We start from the raw sequence: 21014 nt of genomic DNA on the forward strand, positions 1-21014 counted from the left end.
GTAGTCGTTGCTTTCGTCAGTGTCATTACTTCAGCTGTTTGTAGTCGGCGCCGCTCTCACGCACCCAGTAAGCCGCCGCGCCGCATACCGCCGCAGGCACCACCACCAGGTTCAGCACCGGCACCATGGCGGCCAGTGCCACCGGCAGGCCAAAACCGAAGGCAGACAACCGGGTATCTCCCAATAGCTTGCGCAACGCAGGAAAACTGACCTTGTGATTATCCGCCGGGTAATCCACGTACTGCAGTGCCATCATCCAGCAGTTAAAGAGGAACCACAGCACTGCGGCCACCAGATTCACCACCGGGATCAGCCCGATGATCAACAGGCCGATGGCCCGCGGCAGGTAGTAGAGAATTTTCTGCACCTCCCGCCACAGAGCGCGGGGAATATCGCGGATGATCTGCCCCCAGCCATCGTCCGTGCTGACCTCCTGACCCGTCAGGTGCTTTTCCGTCAATTCTGCCAGGTAGCCGTAAAAGGGCGACCCGATCAGATTCGCCAGAATAACGAACCCATAGGCCAGCATCAGAAGGATTACCACGCCGTAGAGGATCCAGAATAGCCAGTCCAGGCTCTGCAGCCAGGCCCAATCAGGTAACCACCCCATGGCGGCGGCGATCATCGCAGCAAACAGTTCAGCGAGAAAATAGAACAGCAAACCAAACAGCAAGACATTGATAACCAGGGGAATAATCACGAACAAGCGCAGGCCAGGCTGGCGAATCAACCTGAAACCTTCACCGAGGTAGCCCAGGCCACGAAAAAAGTTTCCCTTCAACATAGGTGGCATTACCTCCGCTTCAATGACAGTGACGGGGCGCAAAGCATATCATGTTGCCACACTCACCACAGCCCGATGAGCCCCCGGATTCCACCGATGTACACACAGAAAGGCCGCCTCGAACAGATTCTCGATTGCCGTCCCCTGTGGCAACTGGCCCTGCTCATATCCGTCATTGCGATCCTTTACCTGGCCACCACCAGCCAACCATACCCTGTGCCGTCGTCCCCAAATGACAAGATCAACCATCTCGTTGCCTTCACCGAGTTGACCATTCTTGCCCGGCTGGGATGGCCGCGCCTATCCGGCCTATGGCTTATTCCACCTCTCTTGCTGTTTGGCTTTGCAATAGAAATGATTCAATCCCAGTTGCCTTACCGCGAGTTTTCGCTGGCGGATCTGGCAGCAGATGCGGCAGGCGTTGCAGTCGGTTTACTGCCCTGGCCCGGGGTGAAGCGTGGTAATGCCTCCCCTTGACGGGTGCATAAAACTGAACGTGAGAATTTTCCCTGGCTTGGTGTGCGATATTTCCTACATAAGCGTAAGCCGGTGCGGCAACGTGACGTAGGCACTTTGATAGAGGCAATCGACAGATAACCTAATACTCTGTTTTGAATGCATTAATAAGGAACGCCATAAAAGTGACACCGAAATGAGGTGCAGGTGTCACACGTCTGTCAGAACAAGATTGCTATAGTTAAATCGTCAGGGATGACAGGGAAATGGAAGACGCACAGGACGCACCCCGGCAACTGGATGCAGGGAGAGGCAGGGATACATGGACGCCTCGCTTAAAGGATAATTATCTGGAACGCTGGCTAGGATGCCGGCACCACGGAGTGGATCAAGGATAATGCAACAGGGCAGTTGCAAAATTCGCAGGGACGCGACGACCTGTTCCGAAAAAGGGCAGCCTGAGGGTTGCCCTTTCTTTTTTTATGTTCCCTGCAACGCCTCCACCAGATAAATCCGGACCTGATTGAATTCCTCGAATTCATTGAGGTCCGGCCAGGTTCGACCCTCAATCACCGCTTGACGCTGATACCGCTCGTCACCCAGGTTTTTGACCCGGGAATCCGCAAGCAGCACCTGGGAGGCGGCACCGTAAAATGCCTGCAACAACGGCTTGTTCTCCGGATCGTAGAGCACGTCCGCCGCCGTCACCAAGTCGATGCCTTCCGGCTTTGCATACCAGTCCCCGCACACAGTCACCGATACATCGTTTAGCCTGGCATTGGCAGCAGCGGCATCCAGCGCCGCCGGGTCGATGTCACAGGCAATCGCTTCAGTCGCACCAGCCATCGCAGCGGCAATGGCCACCACACCGGAGCCTGAACCAAAATCCAGCACCCGTTTACCCGCCACCCATTGTGGATTCGCCAGGATCCAGGCTGCCAACACCTGCCCGCTCGCCCAGCAAAAGGACCAGTAGGCGGGTTCCGCTACCACGGCCTGCGCCTCCTCATGGCTCAGAGGCCCCTCCAACACTGTGGGATCAAACAGGTAGAGGGCAATCTGCGGACACCCGGCGGGGCGGGTAACCGCTACCCGTCCACGGCTCAGGGTCTTCTGAAGGTGGTGATTGAGTACATCCTCGTTCATCACAGCTCCGGGCTCACAGGTTATAAAAGCCCGGTATTGTAGCCTGCGCCGGTCGTCGACCATACCTGCAAGCGAGCAAAAAAACGCCGTCTCCGTTATACTGCGGCAACATTTCCCCCACGACCCAAACCACTGAAATGGCTTCCAGACCCGATACCGACGATTACCTGTCCCTGTTCCTGAACGACACCCCGATGATGGATGTCCGCGCCCCGACGGAGTTCAGCAAGGGCAGCTTCCCTTGTGCTGAAAACGCCCCACTGATGAACGACGAAGAGCGTCACCGGGTCGGTATCTGCTATAAGGAAAAGGGGCAGGACAAGGCGATTGAACTGGGCCATCAACTGGTGGCCGGTGACATCAAGGACCAGCGCATCGAAGCCTGGAAGCGCTTCATTGCCAACCACCCCGAAGGCTACCTGTTCTGTTTCCGGGGCGGGTTGCGGTCGCGACTGACCCAGCAATGGATCAAGGAAGCGGGTATCGACTACCCACTGGTTAAAGGCGGTTATAAAGCCCTTCGCCGTTTCCTGATCGACAGCCTTGAGTCTCTCATTAACTCTTCCGAGTTCCGGATACTCAGCGGCCGGACCGGCACCGGCAAGACCCGGGTACTGCAACAATTGCCCAACCCGGTCGATCTCGAGGGCCTGGCCAACCATCGTGGCTCCAGTTTTGGGCGCCAGGTCACGCCCCAGCCATCCCAGATCGACTTCGAGAATCGCCTGGCGGTTGCCATGCTCAAGGCCACCCACCGCATTGGTGGCCCGATTTACCTGGAGGATGAAAGCCGGCTTGTGGGACGCTGTGCTCTCCCGGAGAATCTCCGGCAGCGGATGTCAGACGCGCCACTGATGGTACTGGAACAGCCGATGTCCGAGCGAATAGCCATTATTCGGGAAGACTATGTGGAAAACATGCTCGCCGACTATACTGCACGGGATGGCGGGGAAGCCGGCTGGCAGAACTTCCATGATTACCTGTTGAGTGCCCTGGATCGAATCCGTAAACGCCTGGGTGGAGAGCGCCACCAACATCTGCGAAAGCTGATGACTGAAGCACTGGACCAACAGCAGGACAATGGCGACCTTGGTGGCCACGACCTCTGGATACAGGCATTACTGGAAGACTATTACGACCCGATGTATGACTATCAGCTCAGTCAGAAGAAAGGGCGGATTGTGGTTCAGGGCAGTCCAACGACCATTATTGACTGGGCCAATCGCTAAACGGTTTCGTAGGGAAACCTGAACAATCACCTGAAAAACTAACGAAGAACAAGGAGTCGCCTGATGGAAGATCTGTTTGGTGCAGACGGAAAAGCCTCTGAGATTGTCGACCAGGGCATTGCCCTGATCATGAGTTACGCCCCCAAAGTCGTTCTCGCGATTATCACACTGGTTGTCGGCCTCTGGCTGATCAATCGTTTTGTTGCAATCCTTGATGCCAAGCTGAGCCAGAAAGACCCGACACTGAACAAGTTCCTGTGCGGTCTTGTCGGTGCTGTCCTCAAGATCCTGCTGCTGATTTCCGTTGCATCGATGGTCGGCATTGCCACCACCTCTTTCATTGCCCTTGTCGGTGCCGCCGGCCTGGCCATCGGTCTGGCCCTTCAAGGCAGCCTGGGCAACTTTGCCGGTGGCGTGCTGATCCTGATCTTCAAACCGTTCAAGGTGGGTGACACCATCGAGGCTCAGGGCTACTTGGGCGCAGTCGACGAGATCAGCATCCTCTACACCATCGTCAATACCTTCGACAACCGCCGGGTGGTGATTCCCAACGGCAGCCTGTCCAACGCGACCCTGGTGAATGTCAGCATCTACGACAAGCGCCGCTGCGACATGACCTTTGGCATCGGCTATAACGATGATATCGACAAGGCCAAGGCCATCTGCCAGCGACTGATTGAAGAAGACGAGCGCTCTCTGACAACTCCGGCACCGACCATCGCCGTCAGCGGCCTGGGCGACAACTCCGTGAACATCATGGTTCGCGCCTGGGTGGCCACCGATAACCTCTGGCCCTATAACTGGGACATGCAAGAGAAGGTGAAGAAAGCGTTCGATGCGGAAGGCATCTCCATCCCCTTCCCCCAGCGCGACGTTCACGTCTACAAACACGAGTAAAAACGGGACAGACGTCCCACGGATACATCCGGTTACTCGCATTCTGCTCAGCCTCAACTAAGCTGACGGTAATGGCGCCGAATTCCCACGCGGAGCGGCGCCAGGCCACCGGGGCCAGGCATAGAACAATCACCGGCCCCAGTTCGCTGTCATTGCTGGTAGGAGGTTGTCACTATGCCGGTACAGCAGTTGAAGGAGTTCCTTGACCAGGCAAGCGTGGAGTACATGTGCCTGTCCCACCCTCCGGCGTTCACCGCCCAGGAACTGGCCCACCATGTAAAAATTGCCGGTGACCGGGTTGTCAAAACCGTCATCATCGAACTCGATGGCAAGATGGCCATGCTGGTCATGCCTGCCACCTGGCGCATACGCTGGGACCGACTCTCGGGCATCCTGGATACCGATTTTGTCGATCTTGCGGATGAGCAGGAATTCAAGGACCGGTTCCCCGATTGCGAAGTCGGGGCCATGCCCCCCTTTGGCAATCTGTTCGATATGTCGGTCTATTGCGCCGAGGCTTTGACGGAGCAACAGGAGCTGGCATTCGCCGCTGGCAGTCATACCGAATCCGTGCACATGAAAACCACCGATTTTATGGACCTGGTTCAACCCGTGGTGCTCAACCAGGGATTCGTCAGGCCGGGAGCCCAGAAACCGGCCTGGCTGGCAAAAGGCCGCCGTCGCCCGGAACACCTGCCCAGAACGCGGGCACCAAGGGCCGCCGGCTACTGATCGACGGCACCGGACAAGCCGGGGTCGTCGGGTCGCTTGTTTGAAATCTTCCATCGCGTAAACTGGAAGCTTCAGACAGGAACCCGTTATGACTCAAGCTTTTGACATTGTTGTTGCCGGTGCCGGCATGGTGGGTGCAGCCCTGGCCACGGGCCTGGGCCAAAGCGGTTTTCGTGTGGCCCTGGTCGACAAGACCAGCGCCCCGACTTTCGACACCAACAGCGTTCCCGACCTTCGTGTTTCCGCCCTCAGCGCCGGAAGTGAGCGCTACCTCCAGCAACTCGGGGCCTGGTCACAGATGTTGGCCATGCGCATGACGGTCTACCGCCGTCTCGCGGTCTGGGACCAGGCACAACACCCCTTGAGTAAACTGATCCCCCGTAAACTGGGAGAGGTCGTTTTCGATGCCGCCAGCCTCTCCGCCACGCACCTGGGTCACATTGTTGAGAACCGGATCACCCAACAGGCGCTGTGGCAATGTGCAGACGAACAGCCCTCCGTGACCGTTCTCTCCGGCAACGGCGTAACCTCCGTGGCTAACGGCAATGATCGGGCGACCGTGACGCTGGAAGACGGTAGCGAACTGACCTGTGAACTGGTGATAGGTGCTGACGGTGCCCCGTCACGGATACGGGACATGGCGGGCATTGGCGTCACCCGAGACCAGTATGCCCAGCAGGCCATGGTGGTCTCGGTGCGTTATCTGGGATCGGTGGAGGACATCACCTGGCAGGCGTTCTATCCTTCCGGCCCGAGGGCGTTCCTGCCCCTGCACAGTGCCGGCGATCAACACCCGGGAGAAAGCTGGGCCTCGCTGGTCTGGTACGATGCCCCGGGGGAACTTGCCCGCCTGAAGGCGCTGGACACCGAATCACTGATGGCCGAGATCCAGAAGGCGTTCCCGGACGACCTGCCCCTGCTGACCCACGTAGATGCCCGCGCCAGTTTCCCCATCGCCCGCCAACACGCCAAACACTACAGTCAGGGACGAATCGTCCTCGTCGGCGATGCCGCCCACACCATCAACCCACTGGCCGGGCAGGGGGTGAATCTCGGCTTCCAGGACGCCGCCTGCCTGCAGTCCCTGATCCGCGAAACCCGGCGAGCCGGCTGCGATCTCGCTGATTCCCAATGGCTTGCACGCTACGAGCAGCAACGACGCCCCGCCAACCGCCGCATGATGCTGGCCATGGATGCCTTCTACCACCTGTTCAGCAACCGCATCCCGCCGGTTCACCTGTTACGCAACCTCGGCCTCGGCGCCGCCCGCGCCCTGCCCTTCGCACGCAACCAGGTCGCCCGCTACGCCATGGGGATCGACGATGAGCTTCCCGCAGTGGTAAAACAGATTACTTCCCGACTACCGGGGCTGCATCTGCCCTGACACCGGTACGCGATAACAACCAAGGAGTCATCATGTCAGAAACGATTTTCACCAAGATCATCAACCGGGAAATTCCGGCAGACATTCTCTACGAGGACGACATCAGCCTGGCGTTCAGCGACATTAATCCCCAGGCGCCGGTGCATTTCCTGGTGATTCCCAAAAAAGAGATCGCCACGATCAATGACCTCACCGAAGCCGACCGCGAACTGGTCGGGCACTTGTATCTGGTGGCGGCGAAGATTGCCAGGGAGAAAGGCGTTGCGGACGATGGCTATCGGGTAGTGATGAACTGCGGCGAAAACTCCGGGCAGACGGTGTTCCACATCCACCTGCATGTGCTGGGTGGAAAGCCCCTCGGATGGCCTCCGTATACTGACAGGATGAAGCGGGCCTGATTCTTTTGTCTCGACCTTTTTTTGACTTGGGGGGAGGCAAGCGGGCCGGTCCTTCTGTCCGGGACACGCTCAAGGCATCCATGCGCGCTTAGCTTTCGCCATCCCTGGCGAAAGATAGTCCCGGACAGAAGGACCGGCCCGCTTGCTCGAACGTTGGTGCCAATACCTCAATACCGTCTATGAGAGTTCGATGATCGTCGGCCGAGCTAACTCACAGGTCTGATTGGCCGGTGTGCGGTGTGGCTTTCCCGGACTATCTTTGGCCATGGATGGCCAAAGCTAAGCGCCCAGGACGGCTCGAGCGTGTCCGGGAAAGCCACACCGCACAGCGGCCCTCCCGCCCAAACCGGCATGCCTGAAACTTAGTCAGCGACCGACAACTTTCTCGGCTTCTTCCACCGGCGTATGGCGAACATCCTCGCCCTTGACCATGAAAATCACGTTCTCGGCGATGTTGCAGGCATGATCCCCCACCCGCTCCAGGGCACGCAGCACCCACATCACCGACATGCACCGTGAAATGTTGCGCGTATCTTCCATCATGAAGGTCAACAGAGTCCGGGCGGCAGCCTGGTACTCCTCGTCTACCCGCTTGTCTTCCTTCATGATCCGCAACGCCTGCTCGGAATCCAGTCGGGCGAAGGCGTCCAGGGCGTCGTGCAGCATTGCCAGCACGTGATTGCCGATGTGGCGGACTTCCACGTAGCCGCGGGGCGCCTGACCTTCCTCGTTGAGCTTGATGGCGAACTTGGCGATTTTCTTGGCTTCATCCCCCACCCGCTCCAGGTCGGCCACCATCTTGATCACCGAAATGACCAACCGTAGATCCCGTGCAGTCGGCTGACGACGTGCAATGATCAGGGTCGCCTCTTCATCGATATCCATTTCCATCTGGTCGACTTTCTTGTCACCAGCGCGCACTTCATCCGCCAGGTGGCCATCGTTATCCACCAGGGCCTGAATCGCCCGATCCACTTGGGCTTCCACCATACCACCCATTTTCAGGAATTCGGTCTTCAGCTCCAGCAGTTCATCGTTGAACTTGTGCGATATGTGATCGCCGTATACGTCATCCTTTGTGTTTGGCATAACTCTGTTCTCCAGTGTTCAACAATTGCCGGGTTAACCGAAACGACCGGTGATATAGGATTCAGTCAGCTCATGCTCCGGCGCCGTAAAGACTTTGTTTGTCTCGTTCACTTCCACCAAGTGCCCCAGATGGAAATACGCGGTGCGATGAGACACACGGGCTGCCTGCTGCATGGAGTGGGTCACGATCACGATGGTATAGCTTTCCGACATTTCGGAGATCAACTCTTCCACCTTGGCCGTCGCGATCGGATCCAGCGCTGAACACGGCTCGTCCATCAGGATCACCTCCGGGCTCACCGCAATCGCGCGAGCGATACACAAGCGTTGTTGCTGACCACCGGACATACCGGTTGCCGTAGCATCCAGACGGTCCTTCACTTCGTCCCAGAGCCCCGCCTTACGCAGGCTGTTCTCGACAATATCGTCCAGATCCGACTTGCGGTTGGCCAGACCATGTATGCGTGGGCCGTAAGCCACGTTGTCGTAGATGGACTTCGGAAACGGGTTCGGTTTCTGGAATACCATACCGACCCGGGCCCGCAGCTCCACCACATCGCGTTTTGAATGGTAGATGTCCTCATCGTCCAGCATCAACTGGCCTTTAACCCGACAGATATCGATACTGTCGTTCATCCGGTTCAGACAGCGGAGAAACGTGGACTTACCGCAGCCAGACGGCCCGATAAAGGATATGACCTCATTCCGGGCAATATCCAGGCTGATGTCCTTGATGGCGCGGTCCTCGCCATAGAACACTTCAACGTTGCGCAGCTTGAACTTCGGGTCGTCGGCGTAGGGAAGGCCTACCGTCCTGCCCTCCTCAACCGGCATATCTTCCCGTTTCTTCTCTGTCACCACGTCCTGAACGGGGACAGCAGCCTCATTCTGCCGCTCCGCTGCACTGGTAATTGTTTCGTTTACACTCATAAATTTCTCCTTTACCACCGGCGCTCAAGACGCTTACGGAGCCAGATGGCCAATGCGTTCATACTGATCATGAAGGCAAGCAGTACCATGATGCCGGCGGATGCCAGCTCAACAAAGCCCTGCTCGGAGCTGCTTGCCCAAAGGTAAATCTGTACCGGCAGCACCGTGGCGGAACTGAAAAAGCCGTCCGGCACATCAACAATGAATGCCACCATGCCAATCAGCAGCAACGGTGCCGTTTCACCCAGGGCCTGGGCCATGCCGATAATGGAACCGGTCAGCATGCCCGGCATTGCCAGCGGCACCACATGATGGAGCACTACCTGCATCTTCGACGCCCCGATACCCTCGGCTGCTTCCCGGATCGACGGCGGCACACTCTTGATGGCCGCCCGGCTGGAAATAATAATGGTTGGCAGCGTCATCAATGCCAGTACCAGCCCGCCCACAACGGGAACCGAGCGCGGCATGCCAAACAACCCGATAAACACCGCCAGGCCTAACAGACCAAAGATGATCGAGGGCACAGCGGCCAGATTGTTGATGTTGACTTCGATGAAATCGGTGATCCTGTTCTGCGGGGCAAACTCCTCCAGATAGATCGCGGCCGCAATGCCCACGGGGAATGAAATTGCCAGGGTGACCAGCATGGTGAAAAGGGAGCCGACAATAGCGCCCAGGATGCCCGCATTACCCGGCTCTCTGGAATCCCCACGACTGAACAGCACGTCGTTGAAGCTGGTATTAATGACACCTTTTTCCAGCAATTCATCCACCCACGCCTGCTGTCGCTCTGACAGGCGGATGCTGTAGCTGGGATCATCCGCATGTTTCACATACACCGACACAGTATCGTGGGCAAGAAACTCCATGGTTTGCGTGGTATTCAACAGATCCGGATTCTCCTCCAGCAGGTCACGGATCTCGCTGGCGGCATAACTGCCCACCAGCCGGCCCAATTCACGCCGGGCCGCCGCGCCCTCGGCTTCCGGAAAATGCTCCTGAAGGGCCGCGATGATCGGCGCCACGAAGTCGGCCATGGACATTTGGTCGTCATCCGCGGGATCGTCCAGATACATGGCCTCTGAATCCAGAGTCACATCCAGAGTAATCGTTGTCTTCACAAACCCGCTGTGCCCCTTGCCGATGATGTCGGCAAACAGGATGAACAGGGAAGCCAGGGCGATAAAAATCGCCACAATGCCGTACAAACGAAACCGACGCTCCTTGCGGTACCGGCGCTTCAGAGACTGGCGGACAATCTCCGCCTGAGAACGTTGATCAGTCATACTGTTCCCTATATTTACGAACGATCTTGAGAGCGATCACGTTGAGCAGCAGCGTGACTATAAAGAGCATCATGCCCAGTGCGAATGCAGACAGTGTCTTGGCGCTGTCAAACTCCTGATCACCCACCAGCAGCGTGGCAATCTGAACCGTCACTGTCGTCACCGACTCCAGCGGATTGGCCGTCAGGTTGGCCGCAAGCCCGGCCGCCATCACCACGATCATCGTCTCACCAATAGCCCGCGATGCCGCCAGCAGGATGCCACCGATGATCCCCGGGAGCGCCGCCGGGAAAATCACCTTTTTCATGGTTTCCGACTGGGTCGCACCAAGAGCGAGGGAGCCGTCCCGCAGCGTTTGGGGTACCGCGTTAATCACATCGTCCGACAGCGATGACACGAATGGAATGATCATGATGCCCATAACCAGACCGGCGGCAAGAGCACTCTGGGAGGAGGCTTCCAGTCCGATCAGCTCAGCAGCGTCGCGAATAAAGGGGGCGACGGTCAGCGCGGCAAAGAAGCCATAAACCACGGTCGGTACACCCGCCAGCATTTCCAGTAACGGTTTGACGACGGAGCGCACCCGCTTGCCGGCGTACTCGGACAGGTAAATGGCGGACAACAAACCGATGGGCACTGCGACCAGCAGCGCAATTGCGGATATCAGCAGCGTGCCGGTGAACAGGGGAATGACACCAAAGGCACCCTCAGAACCTACCTGATCCGCCCGTAAGGCTGTCTGGGGGCTCCAGGTGGTACCAAACAGGAAATCGGCAATGGGGACTTTTCCAAAGAACCTCACGGTTTCAAAGATAACGGAAAAGACGATACCCACGGTGGTCAGTACCGCAACCGCCGCACACACGAAGAAAATACGCCGCAGCGTCCGCTCCACACTCTCCCGGGCATTTATATGGGGCGCCACCCGCGTCCAGGCAAAAGCTGCACCCAGAGCGGCAATCAGCAGAACCAGAATGGCCTTGAACGTCCTGCTTTGTTCCCGAATGTTCTCCAGGAGCCCTGCGGCACCGGCGATGTGATCCGGCACAAACTCCGGATTCAGTTTACCCGCGGCGACGTTGCTGATCTGTGAAAGCACCAGGCTCGCCTCTCCGGGAGATTTTGGCCATACGTCCTGAGGCAATGACGCGATGACAATGCCCTGAATGACCTTGCCTTCAAAACCGGCCCAGGCAGCCAGCACGATCAGCGCAGGGATTGCACACCACAGGGCGGCACGGGCTGCGTAGTAAAAAGGAAGCGCCTTGAGATTCCGGATACCGCCAAGCGGTGCTGCCACTGCCCGGGATCGCATGAATGCGAGGCCATAGGCAACCACAGCAAGTACCAGAACCAGGGGCAAGAGATTGGCCGTCTGCATAACAGTCTCTGTATTGATGGCGTATTAGTTAGCTAGGGCGTCTATTGTGCCAGCTTGCTGGCCATAATTAATCATCTGAACGCAATAAAGGAACGCGGACCAGCCGGCCCGCGTTCCCTTGATCTCATCCCTGATCTTTTCAATCAGTCCTTAAATCTCATTACCAGTCATTGGCTTGAAGCCTTTCACTGCCTTGGCAGTTTGCATGCGCACATTACGCGGGTTCGGGATCAGGCCTACGTCAACCAGATAGCCGTTGTCGCCCCAGGCACCTTCACTGGTGAATTCAGCAACGTATTCCTGAATCCCCGGAACTACACCCACGTGGGCATTTTTCACGTAGAAGAACAGAGAGCGAGCTACGGGATACTCCTCGGCCGCGATCGACTCAGGTGTTGGCTCAACACCGTTGATCGTAGATGCCTGAATCTGGCCTTCGTTTTCCATCAGGAAGCTGTAGCCGAAGATTCCCAGAGTGTCCTTATCCTGTGCCAGACGCTGGACAATCAGGTTGTCATTCTCACCAGCTTCGACGAACGGACCGTCTTCACGCATGCTGTGACAGATGGACTTGTACCGGGATTTGTCCTGCTTCTTGATAGCAGCAATCCAGTCGTATTGCTTGCAGCCACCTTCCATTGCGATTTCAACGAACGCGTCACGGGTACCGGATGTCGGAGGCGGGCCCATCACACTGATTTCCTTGTTTGGCAGGCTGGAGTCGATATCACTCCACTTCTGGTACGGGTTGGCCACCAGTTCTTCGCTACCGTCCGGGTTCGGAACTTCCTTGGCCAGGGCCAGGAAAATCTGCTCCAGAGTCAGATCCATCTGCTCCGCATCCTTGGAATTGGCAATCACAATACCGTCAGCACCGATCTTGACTTCGGTGATATCGGTTACGCCATTGGCCCGGCAGTTCTCAAACTCACTTTTCTTGATGCGACGGGAGGCGTTAGTAATGTCCGGGTGCTGAGTACCCACACCTTCACAGAACAATTTCAGGCCGCCACCGGAGCCGGTGGACTCCAGCTTCGGAGTCGGGAAGTCGGTGTTACGACCAAAACGCTCGGCAACCACGGTGGCGAACGGGTAAACGGTGGAGGATCCCACAATATTGATCGTGTCACGAGCCATGGCCGGAGTGGATACGGCGGCGATGCTGCCCGCCAGGGCAACGGATGCAAGAGCTGTTTTCAGTTTAATCACGCTGAGTCTCCATTATCATTTGGACGTTATCGTCGGATTTGCTTTGCCGATGTGAGAAGACTAATCATCCACTGTGACAACTTTGTTACAGGCATTGAAATATAGATCACATGGTGCAAATTTTCTTGCAGACTGCCCGCAGGCCGTTAACATGCGTGTAAAACAATACTCAGCGATATAAAAGGCAGGCTCCATGACCACACTCGATGATGACAAACCCACCCCCAAAGGCGAGCTGATTCTCCAGATTGTCCCGCTACCCTCGGACACCAATGCCAACGGCGATGTCTTTGCCGGCTGGCTGGTCAAGCAAATGGATATTGCCGCCGCCACCATTGCCGGGCGGATCTCCCAGGGCCGTAACGCCACGGTCGCGATGGATCGGATGGAATTCCTGTCGCCACTCAGGGTCGGCTCGCAGGTCGGTTGCTACTGTGAGCTGGTGGACATAGGTCGCAGTTCGATGAAGATTGAAGTGGAAGTGTGGACCCTGGACCGCACGGCCAAACACCCCCGTAAGGTCACCGAAGGCCGGTTTGTCTATGTCGCCATTGACGAGCATGGCCGTATTCGGGAAGTGCCCGAACAGCCCTGAAGGATTTGATTGTGAAGGCCCTCCTGACAGCTTCAATCATTACCATGCTGTGCTGGATACCCAACGCCATTGCGGGCAAGCTGATGGTGGCCGCGGCATCGAACCTGCAATATGCAATGGAGGACATTCTGGAGCAGTTCAGGGACCGGCACCCCAACGATACCATTAACGTGGTGTACGGCTCGTCCGGCAAGCTGAGCACCCAGATCGCCCAAGGCGCACCCTACGATCTCTACTTCTCTGCTGATATTACCTACCCGCGCCAGCTCGCCCGCCAGGGCCTGGCCGCTTCGGAGGTTATGCCTTACGGAGTCGGGCGGATCGTACTATGGAGTGCCACCCGGGACGCCAGCGCAATGACACTGAAGGATCTGGCGTCAGAGGACATTCAGCGCATTGCGATCGCCAACCCCCGGCATGCCCCCTACGGGGCACGCGCCAGGGAAGCCCTGGAAGCCGCCGGTGTATGGCCACAGATTCAGGACAAGCTGATCCTTGGCAGCAATATTTCCCAGGCAGCCCAGTTTGTGGAAACGGGTAATGCCCAGGCCGGCATTATCGCACTATCCCTGATAATGAGCCCAAGGCTGGCATCCTCCGGCAGTTACTGGCTGATTCCGGACTCGCAGCACAAACCGCTGGAGCAGGGATACATCATCACCCAACGCGCCGCGGACAATGAATTGGCCTGGCGATTTTCCGCGTTCCTGGACAGCGACAGGGTCCGTCAGATCATGAGGGACAATGGCTTTGACCTTCCCGACGACCAGCCGGGGGCCTCATCCATTGACGACACCACCCAGCAAAGCTTCAATGCAGGCGATCAACAGGCCTCCAGCGGAGCATAGGCCAGTACCAGCCACTTGGCGCCTTCGTCGAAATTGACCTGCACTCGCGTGTGATGCCCCGTGCCTTCGGAATTCATCACAATGCCTTCTCCGAACTTCGGATGACGCACCCGCTGCCCCAGGCTGAAACCAGATTGCGCCGCCGAGTCCTGACTGAACAGGCTTTCGTTGGGCCGCTCCAGCATCGCCGGGCGGGTTACGGTATTGCGCAGCCGCACTTCCTGGATGCAGTCCCCCGGAATTTCCCGCACAAACCGTGATAACGCGTGGAACTTCTCCTGCCCGTACAGACGGCGGGATTCCGCGTAAGTGAGCACCAGCTTTTTCATCGCTCGGGTAATCCCCACATACGCCAACCGCCGTTCTTCCTCCATTCGCCCCGGCTCCTCCAGCGACATGCTGTGGGGGAACAACCCTTCCTCCACACCCGCAAGAAACACCAGCGGGAACTCAAGCCCCTTGGCGGAGTGGAGCGTCATCAACTGGACGCTGTCCTCATGGGAATCAGCCTGGGATTCTCCGGCATCCAACGCCGCCTGGGCGATGAACTCCGCCAGCGGATCGACGCCGTCCTCCACCTCAAAGTCCGACAACGCATTGACCAGTTCCTCCAGGTTTTCCACCCGGGCCTGACCTTTCTCGCCCTTCTCACTGGCGTGGTAGTCCTTCAGCCCGCTGGCTTCGATGGTCTGCTTCATCAGGCCATGCAGGGAGGCGTCGTCCACCATCTCTGACAGATCGTTGATGATTGCCATAAACGACTGCAATCCGGTTTTGGCGCGCCCCTTCATCAACCCCGCTTCCAGCAGCCGCTCTGCGGCCTCCCACAGGGAGATACTCTGGCCGGTGGCCACTTCCCGCAGCTCCGCCAGACTTTTCGCGCCGATGCCCCGCGCCGGCACATTCACCACCCGCTCGAAGGCGGCATCGTCACGGCGGTAATGCACCAGACGCAGGTATGCCAAAGCGTTACGGATTTCCTGGCGATCATAGAAGCGTAAACCACCGTAAACCCGGTAAGGTATGCCCTGACGCATCAGCGCTTCTTCCAGTACCCGGGACTGGGCGTTGGAGCGATAGAGAATGGCCGATTCGCTGCGCAGGTTGCCGTCCTGCACCCAGCCGGAAATGGTGTCGGCGATGTAGTTGGCTTCGTCCTGTTCGTTGAACGCGGCGTAGAGGCTGATCGGTTCTCCATCGGGGCCGTCGGTCCACAACTCCTTGCCCAGGCGCCCCTGGTTGTTGGCAATCACCGAATTGGCTGCCTTGAGGATCAGTTGCGTGGAGCGATAATTCTGCTCCAACCGGACCAGCCGGGCGTTGGGGAAATCCCGCTGGTATTGCTGGATATTCTCGATTTTCGCGCCCCGCCAACCGTAGATGGACTGATCGTCGTCCCCGACGATGGTCAAGGGCACGCGGTTACTGGCCAATACCTGCAACCAGGCGTACTGGATCGTGTTGGTGTCCTGGAACTCGTCCACCAGAATGTGCTGGAAGCGGTTCTGGTAGTGAGCCAGCAATTCCGGCCGGTGCAGCCACAGTTCGTGTGAGCGCAGTAACAGTTCACCAAAATCCACCAGGCCGCTTTGCTGGCACAGTTTTTCGTACTGGCGGTACACGGTCAGCATGGTGGAGGTGAAATGATCCCCCGGATTCTCCTGAATATGATCCGCCCGCAGGCCCTCATCCTTATGGCTGTTGATGAACCACTGGGCCTGCTTCGGTGGCCAGCGGCTCTCATCAATCTGGAGCTCCCGCATCACCCGTTTGATCAGCCGTAGCTGATCGTCGCTGTCCAGCACCTGGAAATTCTCCGGCAAGCCGGCATCCTGCCAATGCGAGCGCAACAGGCGATGGGCGATGCCATGGAAGGTGCCGAACCACAGGCCACGGGCCGGGATGTCCATCATCTGCTCGATGCGGTAACGCATCTCCCGGGCGGCCTTGTTGGTAAAGGTCACCGCCAGAATCCCCGTCGGCGGCACACGGTCCACCTGCATCAACCACGCAATCCGGTGCACCAGAACCCGCGTTTTGCCACTGCCGGCACCGGCCAGCACCAGCAGGTGGTCGTTCTGGGCGGTCACGGCCTCGCGTTGGGCGTCGTTGAGGGCGTCGATAATGTGGGAGACATCCATAGAGATTCGGTCGCTACTGGTTAAATGAACAGGTATCGGATTATAACAGGAGAATAACGTGTTTGCCGGGGGCCTTGGGATAGCCCTCTTTCCTATGGCGGGTCGCACGAGGGCGGGCCCCTGTCCGGGACACGCTACGAGCACATCCATGTGCGCTTAGGTGTGGCCATCCTTGGCCACACATAGTCCCGGACAGGGGCCCACCCTCGCGCTTGTCGTACTTGGGAGAGAGCTTTTCTTTTAAAAACCTCTAGGTACTGTTTGAGCTTCTACGAACTCAAACAAGCCTTCCAGACCACCTTCTCGGCCAATACCGGAGGCTTTCATGCCGCCGAATGGCGCTTCCGGGGTCGGACCGGTGCCAGTGTTCCAGCCGACATGGCCGAAGCGCAGGCCGGCGGCTACCCGCTGGGCGCGTTCGGCGTCGTTGGTGAACACATAAGAGGCCAGACCGAACTCGGTGTCGTTACCCGCTTCGATGACTTCCTCTTCGGTGCGGAACAGTGCCATCGGCACCAGTGGGCCGAAGGTTTCCTCGCGGTAGCAGCACATGTCCCGGTTCACGTCGGTTATCACGGTCGGCGGGAAGAACAGGTGGCCTTCGCCGAGGTCCTCTGGCTTCTTGCCGGCGACGAGACCTGCGCCTTTCTCGAGGGCGTCCTCAAGGTGGCGTTTGACCTTGTCGAAGCCGGCCTTGTTGATCAGCGGGCCAAGGTCCACGTCTTCGGTCAGGCCATCGCCCACGGTCATCTTGTTGACCCGGTCCGCCAGCTTTTCACCGAAGGCATCGGCGACTTTCTCGTGGATGAATATCCGGTTGGCGCAGACGCAGGTCTGGCCACCACCGCGGAATTTGTTGGCGATCAGGTTGTCGGCGGCGGCGTCCAGGTCGGCGTCATCGAACACGATGAACGGTGCGTTGCCGCCCAACTCCAGGGCCAGTTTTTTCACCTGATCGGCAGTATCCACCACCAGTTTCCGGCCCACCTCGGTGGAGCCGGTGAAGCTGAGCATGGGCACGTCCGGGCTTTCGCACAACACCTTGCCGATCACGCTGGCCTTGCCCATCACCAGGTTGACCATGCCGTCGGGCAGGTCGACGTGTTTGTCCATCAGGCTGAACAGGGCAATCATGGTCAGCGGGGTTTCGCTGGCCGGCTTGATCACCGAGGGGCAGCCGGCGGCCAGGGCGGCGGACAGTTTCTTGGCGATCATGCCGATGGGGAAGTTCCATGGCGTGATCAGACCGGCCACACCAATGGGCCGGTAATGGACGGTCCAGGTACAGTCCTTGGGCTTTTCGGTCAGGGTGTGGGCATCCAGCGCCTGGATGTGTTTGGAACAGTAATCGAAGAAGCCGGCGGCGTAGTCCACTTCACCCTGGGCCTCTTTCAATGGCTTGCCATGCTCCATGCACAGGATGCGCCCCACTTCTTCCTTGTTTTCCCTTAGCGCGTCGCGGATGCCCTCCAGCCACCGGCGGCGGGTTTCCAGGGTATAAGGACTGGTCAGCCGAAGCGCGGATTTGCCCGCTTCCACAGCCGCCAACACATCCGACTCGGGCATGGAGGGAAGGCTGGCAATGACTTTGCCCGTTGCGGGGTTGTAGACGTCAAACGTATGACCTTCGGCAGAATCAGACCAGCGACCGCCGATATAGCCAGTCAACTTTTCAAGCAGGGGTGACTCGATCATCTCGGCTCCTCTCATCATTCAGTGATTAACGGTCGAAAAGCAGGGTTCCGTTGGTGTTTGCATCACGGCAGTATGACTCTCATAGTGGATGCAGAAACCCGGGCTGTAAAGTAACAGCAAGCGGTTTTGACCACCCGGTTTCTACGCCTATACTCGGAGAGTGACCCATTCAGGAGGCCGGCAAATGAAAGCTTTTTTTCACCCTGCACAGGACCAGCATATTCCCAAGACCTACTTTACCCGTGGTCAGATGCGCCAGCCCCAGGAAGTGCCCGATCGCACCGGTCAGATGTTGGATGGCCTGAAAGCCATGGGGGTTCCGGTATTGCAGCCGGCGGACCAGGGCGCGGGGCCGATCTCCAAAGTGCACGATCTCGGCTACCTGAGATTCCTGGAATCTGCTCACCGGCGCTGGATGGAGATTCCCGAAGACTGGGGCGAGGAGGTCATGTCCAACATCTTTGTGCGCTCACCCAATGCCATGAAAGGTATTCTTGCGGAGGCGGCCCGATATCTGGCGGATGGCAGCTGTCCGATCGGCGCCAATACCTGGAGCGCCGCCTACTGGTCCGCACAAACCGCGCTGGGTGCCGCCGACGCCCTGATCGCCGGAGAGCGGATTTCCTATGCGGTATGCCGTCCACCGGGGCATCATGCCCGCAAGGACGCTGCCGGCGGCTTCTGTTACCTGAACAATGCTGCCATTGCCGCTGAACATATGAAGAGCCGCTTCCCGCGGCTGGTGATACTCGATACCGACATGCACCATGGCCAGGGCATTCAGGAAATCTTCTACGATCGCAGCGATGTTCTCTATATCTCGATACATGGTGACCCAACCAATTTCTATCCGGTGGTCAGCGGGTTCGAGAACGAGTGTGGGGAAGGCGAGGGGTACGGCTACAACATTAATATGCCGATGCCCCATGGTTCCTCGGAAGAGGATTTCTTCCGGAAACTGGACGAGGCTCTGACGGCCATTCGCCTGTTCCAGCCGGATGCACTGGTACTAACCCTGGGCTTTGATATTTACAAGGACGACCCCCAGGCCAAGGTGTCCGTTTCATCCGAAGGTTTTTCCCGCATCGGCACCCATATCCGCCAGACCGGCCTACCGACCCTGGTGGTGCAGGAAGGCGGTTATGACCTTGAGACCCTGAGCACCAATGTGCAGCAGTTTTTCAAGGGTATTGAAGGTTAACGATGGCTTGTCGGATTAGGCGAAGCCGTAATCCGACATAACCCCCTCGCAAGCACTGCATTTCAGGACGCCGGGGCATACACCTTGATGTTGGTATGCCCCTCGGCCTTCAGGTGGCCGGCGTGCATGCGGCTCATGGTGCCACGATCACAGTACAGCAGGTACTGTTTTTCCTGGGGCAACGACTCGATCTTCTGATTCAACTCATAGAAAGGAATCTGCAGTACTTCGTTGTTGGTCATCAACAGCGGTGACTGCTCTTCTTCGGATGGATGGCGCACATCGATGATGACATCGTTGACGTCCGGGGTATGCACCAGTTCCACCTCTTCCGGCGTGGTGGTGGTTTCCAGCAGGCGGGCAACCGGCGTTTCTTCACGGCTGTCGATTGCCTGCTGCAACACCGTCGCATCCATTTCAGCCTCGTCTTCCTCCACCCGGTGCAGTTTGGCGCGGGTGGCAGGCTTCTGGGAAATCACGCCACAGTACTCCGGCATGGTGCGAGCGTAGGGCTCGGTGCCGATTTCCTTCGCGATCCGGATAATGGTTTCCTTGTCCATGGAGATCAGGGGCCGGAGCACAACCTCGTCACTGGCGCGATCGACCACGTTGAGGTTGGTCAGGGTCTGGCTCGAGACCTGGGCAACCGCATCGCCGGTCACCAGGCCCACGGCATTGCTCTCACGGGCAATGGCGGAGGCCGCCTTCAGCATCTGGCGCTTCAGCACCACTCCCCAGTGCCGGTGATTGACCGACCGCATGATTTCTCCGATAACCCCATCGAAGGGCACGGAAATGAACTTGGCACCGTGGGACGAACCGTAGCGTTCCCAGATGTAGTGGGTGACCTGGCGAACTCCCACCTCGTGGGCCGTGCCGCCCAGGTTGAAGAACAGGAAGTGGCTGCGAAGCCCCCGACGCATCATCAGGTAGGCAGCCACGGACGAGTCAAAGCCACCGGAAACCAGCGTCATCACGGTTTCCACACTGCCCAGCGGATAACCACCCAGGCCCCGGTGCTTGCGATGAGCAATATGGTAATGGTTGTCCTGAATCTCGATGCGGACCTCGACCTGGGGAGACTTCAGGTTCACGCCCAATGGACTGGAGGCCTGCATCAGCGAGCCGCCTACATGGCGCTCAAGATCGATGGAGCGGAAATCGTGCTTTCCGTGACGACGAACCCGGACCGCAAAGGTCTTGTCTTTGATTCGTTCGGCAAACGCTTCTATCGCTTTGTCCGCCACATCGTCCATACTGACAAATGGGAAAACAGCAATTTCCTGAATCGTGGAGATACCCGGGATGCGCATTAATTCGTCAATAACCACACTGGACAGCCCCCGGCCATCAGGAACCTCTACCGTCACGCGATCCCAGCTGCCATCCACCTGGATGTCACTGTCCTGGCGCGACAGCACCTTGCGGATGTTCTGGCGCAGGTGCCGCATTTGCTGGCGACGTACAGGTTTGCTTTTAATAGCGACTTCCGCCGCAGGACGAATCAGGAGTCTCATAAATCGGAATTTTGTCGGGTGGCGTATTGGAAAGAATAGGCCTAGTCTAACGGTTTTGACGGACGCCTCAAAATCAGGCATTGCCGTAACACC

Annotated in this window: 19 protein-coding genes; 9 read left to right on the top strand and 10 right to left on the bottom strand. The window is 58.0% G+C overall.

Features of this window, described 5'->3' with window-relative positions:
* Positions 1–25 precede the first annotated feature (25 nt).
* Positions 26–784: a sulfate transporter CysZ gene (gene cysZ / locus EHN06_RS18620; RefSeq protein ID WP_127333980.1), complete on the bottom strand. Its 759-nt coding sequence runs from the start codon at positions 782–784 to the stop codon at positions 26–28.
* A 96-nt stretch (positions 785–880) separates the two neighbouring features.
* Here cysZ and EHN06_RS18625 point away from each other — a divergent pair, with 96 nt between their 5' ends.
* The gene (locus EHN06_RS18625) at positions 881–1261 is read left to right on the top strand and encodes a VanZ family protein (RefSeq protein ID WP_127333981.1); all 381 of its coding nucleotides are present in this window, start codon (positions 881–883) and stop codon (positions 1259–1261) included.
* Positions 1262–1720: 459 nt separating this feature from the next.
* On the opposite strand, the gene EHN06_RS18630 is transcribed toward EHN06_RS18625, so the two are convergent.
* Positions 1721–2386 carry a 50S ribosomal protein L11 methyltransferase gene (locus tag EHN06_RS18630; RefSeq protein ID WP_127333982.1) on the bottom strand — a complete coding sequence of 222 codons (666 nt, stop codon included), beginning with the start codon at positions 2384–2386 and terminating at the stop codon, positions 1721–1723.
* A gap of 137 nt (positions 2387–2523) precedes the next feature.
* Between EHN06_RS18630 and mnmH the strand changes: the two genes are divergently transcribed.
* The 5 genes from mnmH to EHN06_RS18655 all read left to right on the top strand — a co-directional run bounded on the left by mnmH (position 2524) and on the right by EHN06_RS18655 (position 7026).
* Positions 2524–3615 carry a tRNA 2-selenouridine(34) synthase MnmH gene (mnmH, locus tag EHN06_RS18635; protein ID WP_127333983.1) on the top strand — a complete coding sequence of 364 codons (1092 nt, stop codon included), beginning with the start codon at positions 2524–2526 and terminating at the stop codon, positions 3613–3615.
* A 63-nt stretch (positions 3616–3678) separates the two neighbouring features.
* A complete protein-coding gene (locus EHN06_RS18640) occupies positions 3679–4512 on the top strand; it encodes a mechanosensitive ion channel family protein (RefSeq protein WP_127333984.1) in 834 nt (277 codons plus the stop codon).
* Positions 4513–4686: 174 nt separating this feature from the next.
* Positions 4687–5244 carry an aminoacyl-tRNA deacylase gene (locus tag EHN06_RS18645; protein WP_127333985.1) on the top strand — a complete coding sequence of 186 codons (558 nt, stop codon included), beginning with the start codon at positions 4687–4689 and terminating at the stop codon, positions 5242–5244.
* Between the two features lie 88 nt (positions 5245–5332).
* On the top strand, positions 5333–6628 hold the full coding sequence (locus EHN06_RS18650) for an FAD-dependent monooxygenase (protein ID WP_127333986.1): 1296 nt from the start codon (positions 5333–5335) through the stop codon (positions 6626–6628).
* Between the two features lie 32 nt (positions 6629–6660).
* On the top strand, positions 6661–7026 hold the full coding sequence (locus tag EHN06_RS18655; RefSeq protein ID WP_127333987.1) for a histidine triad nucleotide-binding protein: 366 nt from the start codon (positions 6661–6663) through the stop codon (positions 7024–7026).
* Between the two features lie 366 nt (positions 7027–7392).
* Here the strand turns inward: EHN06_RS18655 and phoU are convergent, their stop codons facing one another.
* The 5 genes from phoU to EHN06_RS18680 all read right to left on the bottom strand — a co-directional run bounded on the left by phoU (position 7393) and on the right by EHN06_RS18680 (position 12924).
* Positions 7393–8115, bottom strand: coding sequence for a phosphate signaling complex protein PhoU (gene phoU, locus EHN06_RS18660; RefSeq protein ID WP_127333988.1), 723 nt, complete (start codon positions 8113–8115; stop codon positions 7393–7395).
* Between the two features lie 33 nt (positions 8116–8148).
* A complete protein-coding gene (gene pstB / locus EHN06_RS18665) occupies positions 8149–9045 on the bottom strand; it encodes a phosphate ABC transporter ATP-binding protein PstB (RefSeq protein ID WP_127333989.1) in 897 nt (298 codons plus the stop codon).
* Positions 9046–9056: 11 nt separating this feature from the next.
* Positions 9057–10334 carry a phosphate ABC transporter permease PstA gene (gene pstA / locus EHN06_RS18670; protein WP_127333990.1) on the bottom strand — a complete coding sequence of 426 codons (1278 nt, stop codon included), beginning with the start codon at positions 10332–10334 and terminating at the stop codon, positions 9057–9059.
* A complete protein-coding gene (gene pstC / locus EHN06_RS18675) occupies positions 10327–11715 on the bottom strand; it encodes a phosphate ABC transporter permease subunit PstC (protein ID WP_127333991.1) in 1389 nt (462 codons plus the stop codon). Before pstC ends, pstA begins: the two co-directional genes overlap by 8 nt.
* A gap of 150 nt (positions 11716–11865) precedes the next feature.
* Positions 11866–12924 (bottom strand): substrate-binding domain-containing protein, encoded by a 1059-nt coding sequence (locus tag EHN06_RS18680; protein WP_127333992.1) that lies wholly within the window; start codon positions 12922–12924, stop codon positions 11866–11868.
* A 193-nt stretch (positions 12925–13117) separates the two neighbouring features.
* Here EHN06_RS18680 and EHN06_RS18685 point away from each other — a divergent pair, with 193 nt between their 5' ends.
* The gene (locus EHN06_RS18685) at positions 13118–13519 is read left to right on the top strand and encodes an acyl-CoA thioesterase (RefSeq protein ID WP_127333993.1); all 402 of its coding nucleotides are present in this window, start codon (positions 13118–13120) and stop codon (positions 13517–13519) included.
* An 11-nt stretch (positions 13520–13530) separates the two neighbouring features.
* Positions 13531–14367, top strand: a complete 837-nt coding sequence (gene modA, locus EHN06_RS18690; RefSeq protein ID WP_206075686.1) for a molybdate ABC transporter substrate-binding protein — start codon at positions 13531–13533, stop codon at positions 14365–14367.
* Here the strand turns inward: modA and uvrD are convergent.
* Both uvrD and EHN06_RS18700 read right to left on the bottom strand, forming a co-directional pair.
* The gene (uvrD, locus tag EHN06_RS18695) at positions 14343–16508 is read right to left on the bottom strand and encodes a DNA helicase II (protein WP_127333994.1); all 2166 of its coding nucleotides are present in this window, start codon (positions 16506–16508) and stop codon (positions 14343–14345) included. The two genes, modA and uvrD, sit on opposite strands and share 25 nt — an antisense overlap.
* Before the next feature lie 240 nt (positions 16509–16748).
* Positions 16749–18203 (bottom strand): NAD-dependent succinate-semialdehyde dehydrogenase, encoded by a 1455-nt coding sequence (locus tag EHN06_RS18700; RefSeq protein WP_127333995.1) that lies wholly within the window; start codon positions 18201–18203, stop codon positions 16749–16751.
* A 184-nt stretch (positions 18204–18387) separates the two neighbouring features.
* Between EHN06_RS18700 and EHN06_RS18705 the strand changes: the two genes are divergently transcribed.
* Positions 18388–19404 carry a histone deacetylase family protein gene (locus EHN06_RS18705; protein ID WP_127333996.1) on the top strand — a complete coding sequence of 339 codons (1017 nt, stop codon included), beginning with the start codon at positions 18388–18390 and terminating at the stop codon, positions 19402–19404.
* A gap of 62 nt (positions 19405–19466) precedes the next feature.
* On the opposite strand, the gene thiI is transcribed toward EHN06_RS18705, so the two are convergent.
* Positions 19467–20921 (bottom strand): tRNA uracil 4-sulfurtransferase ThiI, encoded by a 1455-nt coding sequence (gene thiI / locus EHN06_RS18710; RefSeq protein ID WP_127333997.1) that lies wholly within the window; start codon positions 20919–20921, stop codon positions 19467–19469.
* Between the last annotated feature and the right edge of the window lie 93 nt (positions 20922–21014).

Source organism: Marinobacter sp. NP-4(2019) (genome assembly GCF_003994855.1).
Lineage (GTDB): Bacteria > Pseudomonadota > Gammaproteobacteria > Pseudomonadales > Oleiphilaceae > Marinobacter.

Excerpts from the sequence above, each read along its gene's own strand:
- EHN06_RS18685 (WP_127333993.1), top strand. The coding sequence starts at position 13,118 with ATGACCACACTCGATGATGACAAACCCACCCCCAAAGGCGAGCTGATT.
- EHN06_RS18700 (WP_127333995.1), bottom strand. The coding sequence starts at position 18,203 with ATGATCGAGTCACCCCTGCTTGAAAAGTTGACTGGCTATATCGGCGGT.
- EHN06_RS18625 (WP_127333981.1), top strand. The coding sequence starts at position 881 with ATGTACACACAGAAAGGCCGCCTCGAACAGATTCTCGATTGCCGTCCC.
- EHN06_RS18650 (WP_127333986.1), top strand. The coding sequence starts at position 5,333 with ATGACTCAAGCTTTTGACATTGTTGTTGCCGGTGCCGGCATGGTGGGT.
- EHN06_RS18655 (WP_127333987.1), top strand. The coding sequence starts at position 6,661 with ATGTCAGAAACGATTTTCACCAAGATCATCAACCGGGAAATTCCGGCA.
- pstB (WP_127333989.1), bottom strand. The coding sequence starts at position 9,045 with ATGAGTGTAAACGAAACAATTACCAGTGCAGCGGAGCGGCAGAATGAG.
- pstA (WP_127333990.1), bottom strand. The coding sequence starts at position 10,334 with ATGACTGATCAACGTTCTCAGGCGGAGATTGTCCGCCAGTCTCTGAAG.
- EHN06_RS18645 (WP_127333985.1), top strand. The coding sequence starts at position 4,687 with ATGCCGGTACAGCAGTTGAAGGAGTTCCTTGACCAGGCAAGCGTGGAG.
- pstC (WP_127333991.1), bottom strand. The coding sequence starts at position 11,715 with ATGCAGACGGCCAATCTCTTGCCCCTGGTTCTGGTACTTGCTGTGGTT.
- EHN06_RS18640 (WP_127333984.1), top strand. The coding sequence starts at position 3,679 with ATGGAAGATCTGTTTGGTGCAGACGGAAAAGCCTCTGAGATTGTCGAC.
- phoU (WP_127333988.1), bottom strand. The coding sequence starts at position 8,115 with ATGCCAAACACAAAGGATGACGTATACGGCGATCACATATCGCACAAG.
- mnmH (WP_127333983.1), top strand. The coding sequence starts at position 2,524 with ATGGCTTCCAGACCCGATACCGACGATTACCTGTCCCTGTTCCTGAAC.
- EHN06_RS18705 (WP_127333996.1), top strand. The coding sequence starts at position 18,388 with ATGAAAGCTTTTTTTCACCCTGCACAGGACCAGCATATTCCCAAGACC.
- cysZ (WP_127333980.1), bottom strand. The coding sequence starts at position 784 with ATGTTGAAGGGAAACTTTTTTCGTGGCCTGGGCTACCTCGGTGAAGGT.
- EHN06_RS18630 (WP_127333982.1), bottom strand. The coding sequence starts at position 2,386 with ATGAACGAGGATGTACTCAATCACCACCTTCAGAAGACCCTGAGCCGT.
- uvrD (WP_127333994.1), bottom strand. The coding sequence starts at position 16,508 with ATGGATGTCTCCCACATTATCGACGCCCTCAACGACGCCCAACGCGAG.
- thiI (WP_127333997.1), bottom strand. The coding sequence starts at position 20,921 with ATGAGACTCCTGATTCGTCCTGCGGCGGAAGTCGCTATTAAAAGCAAA.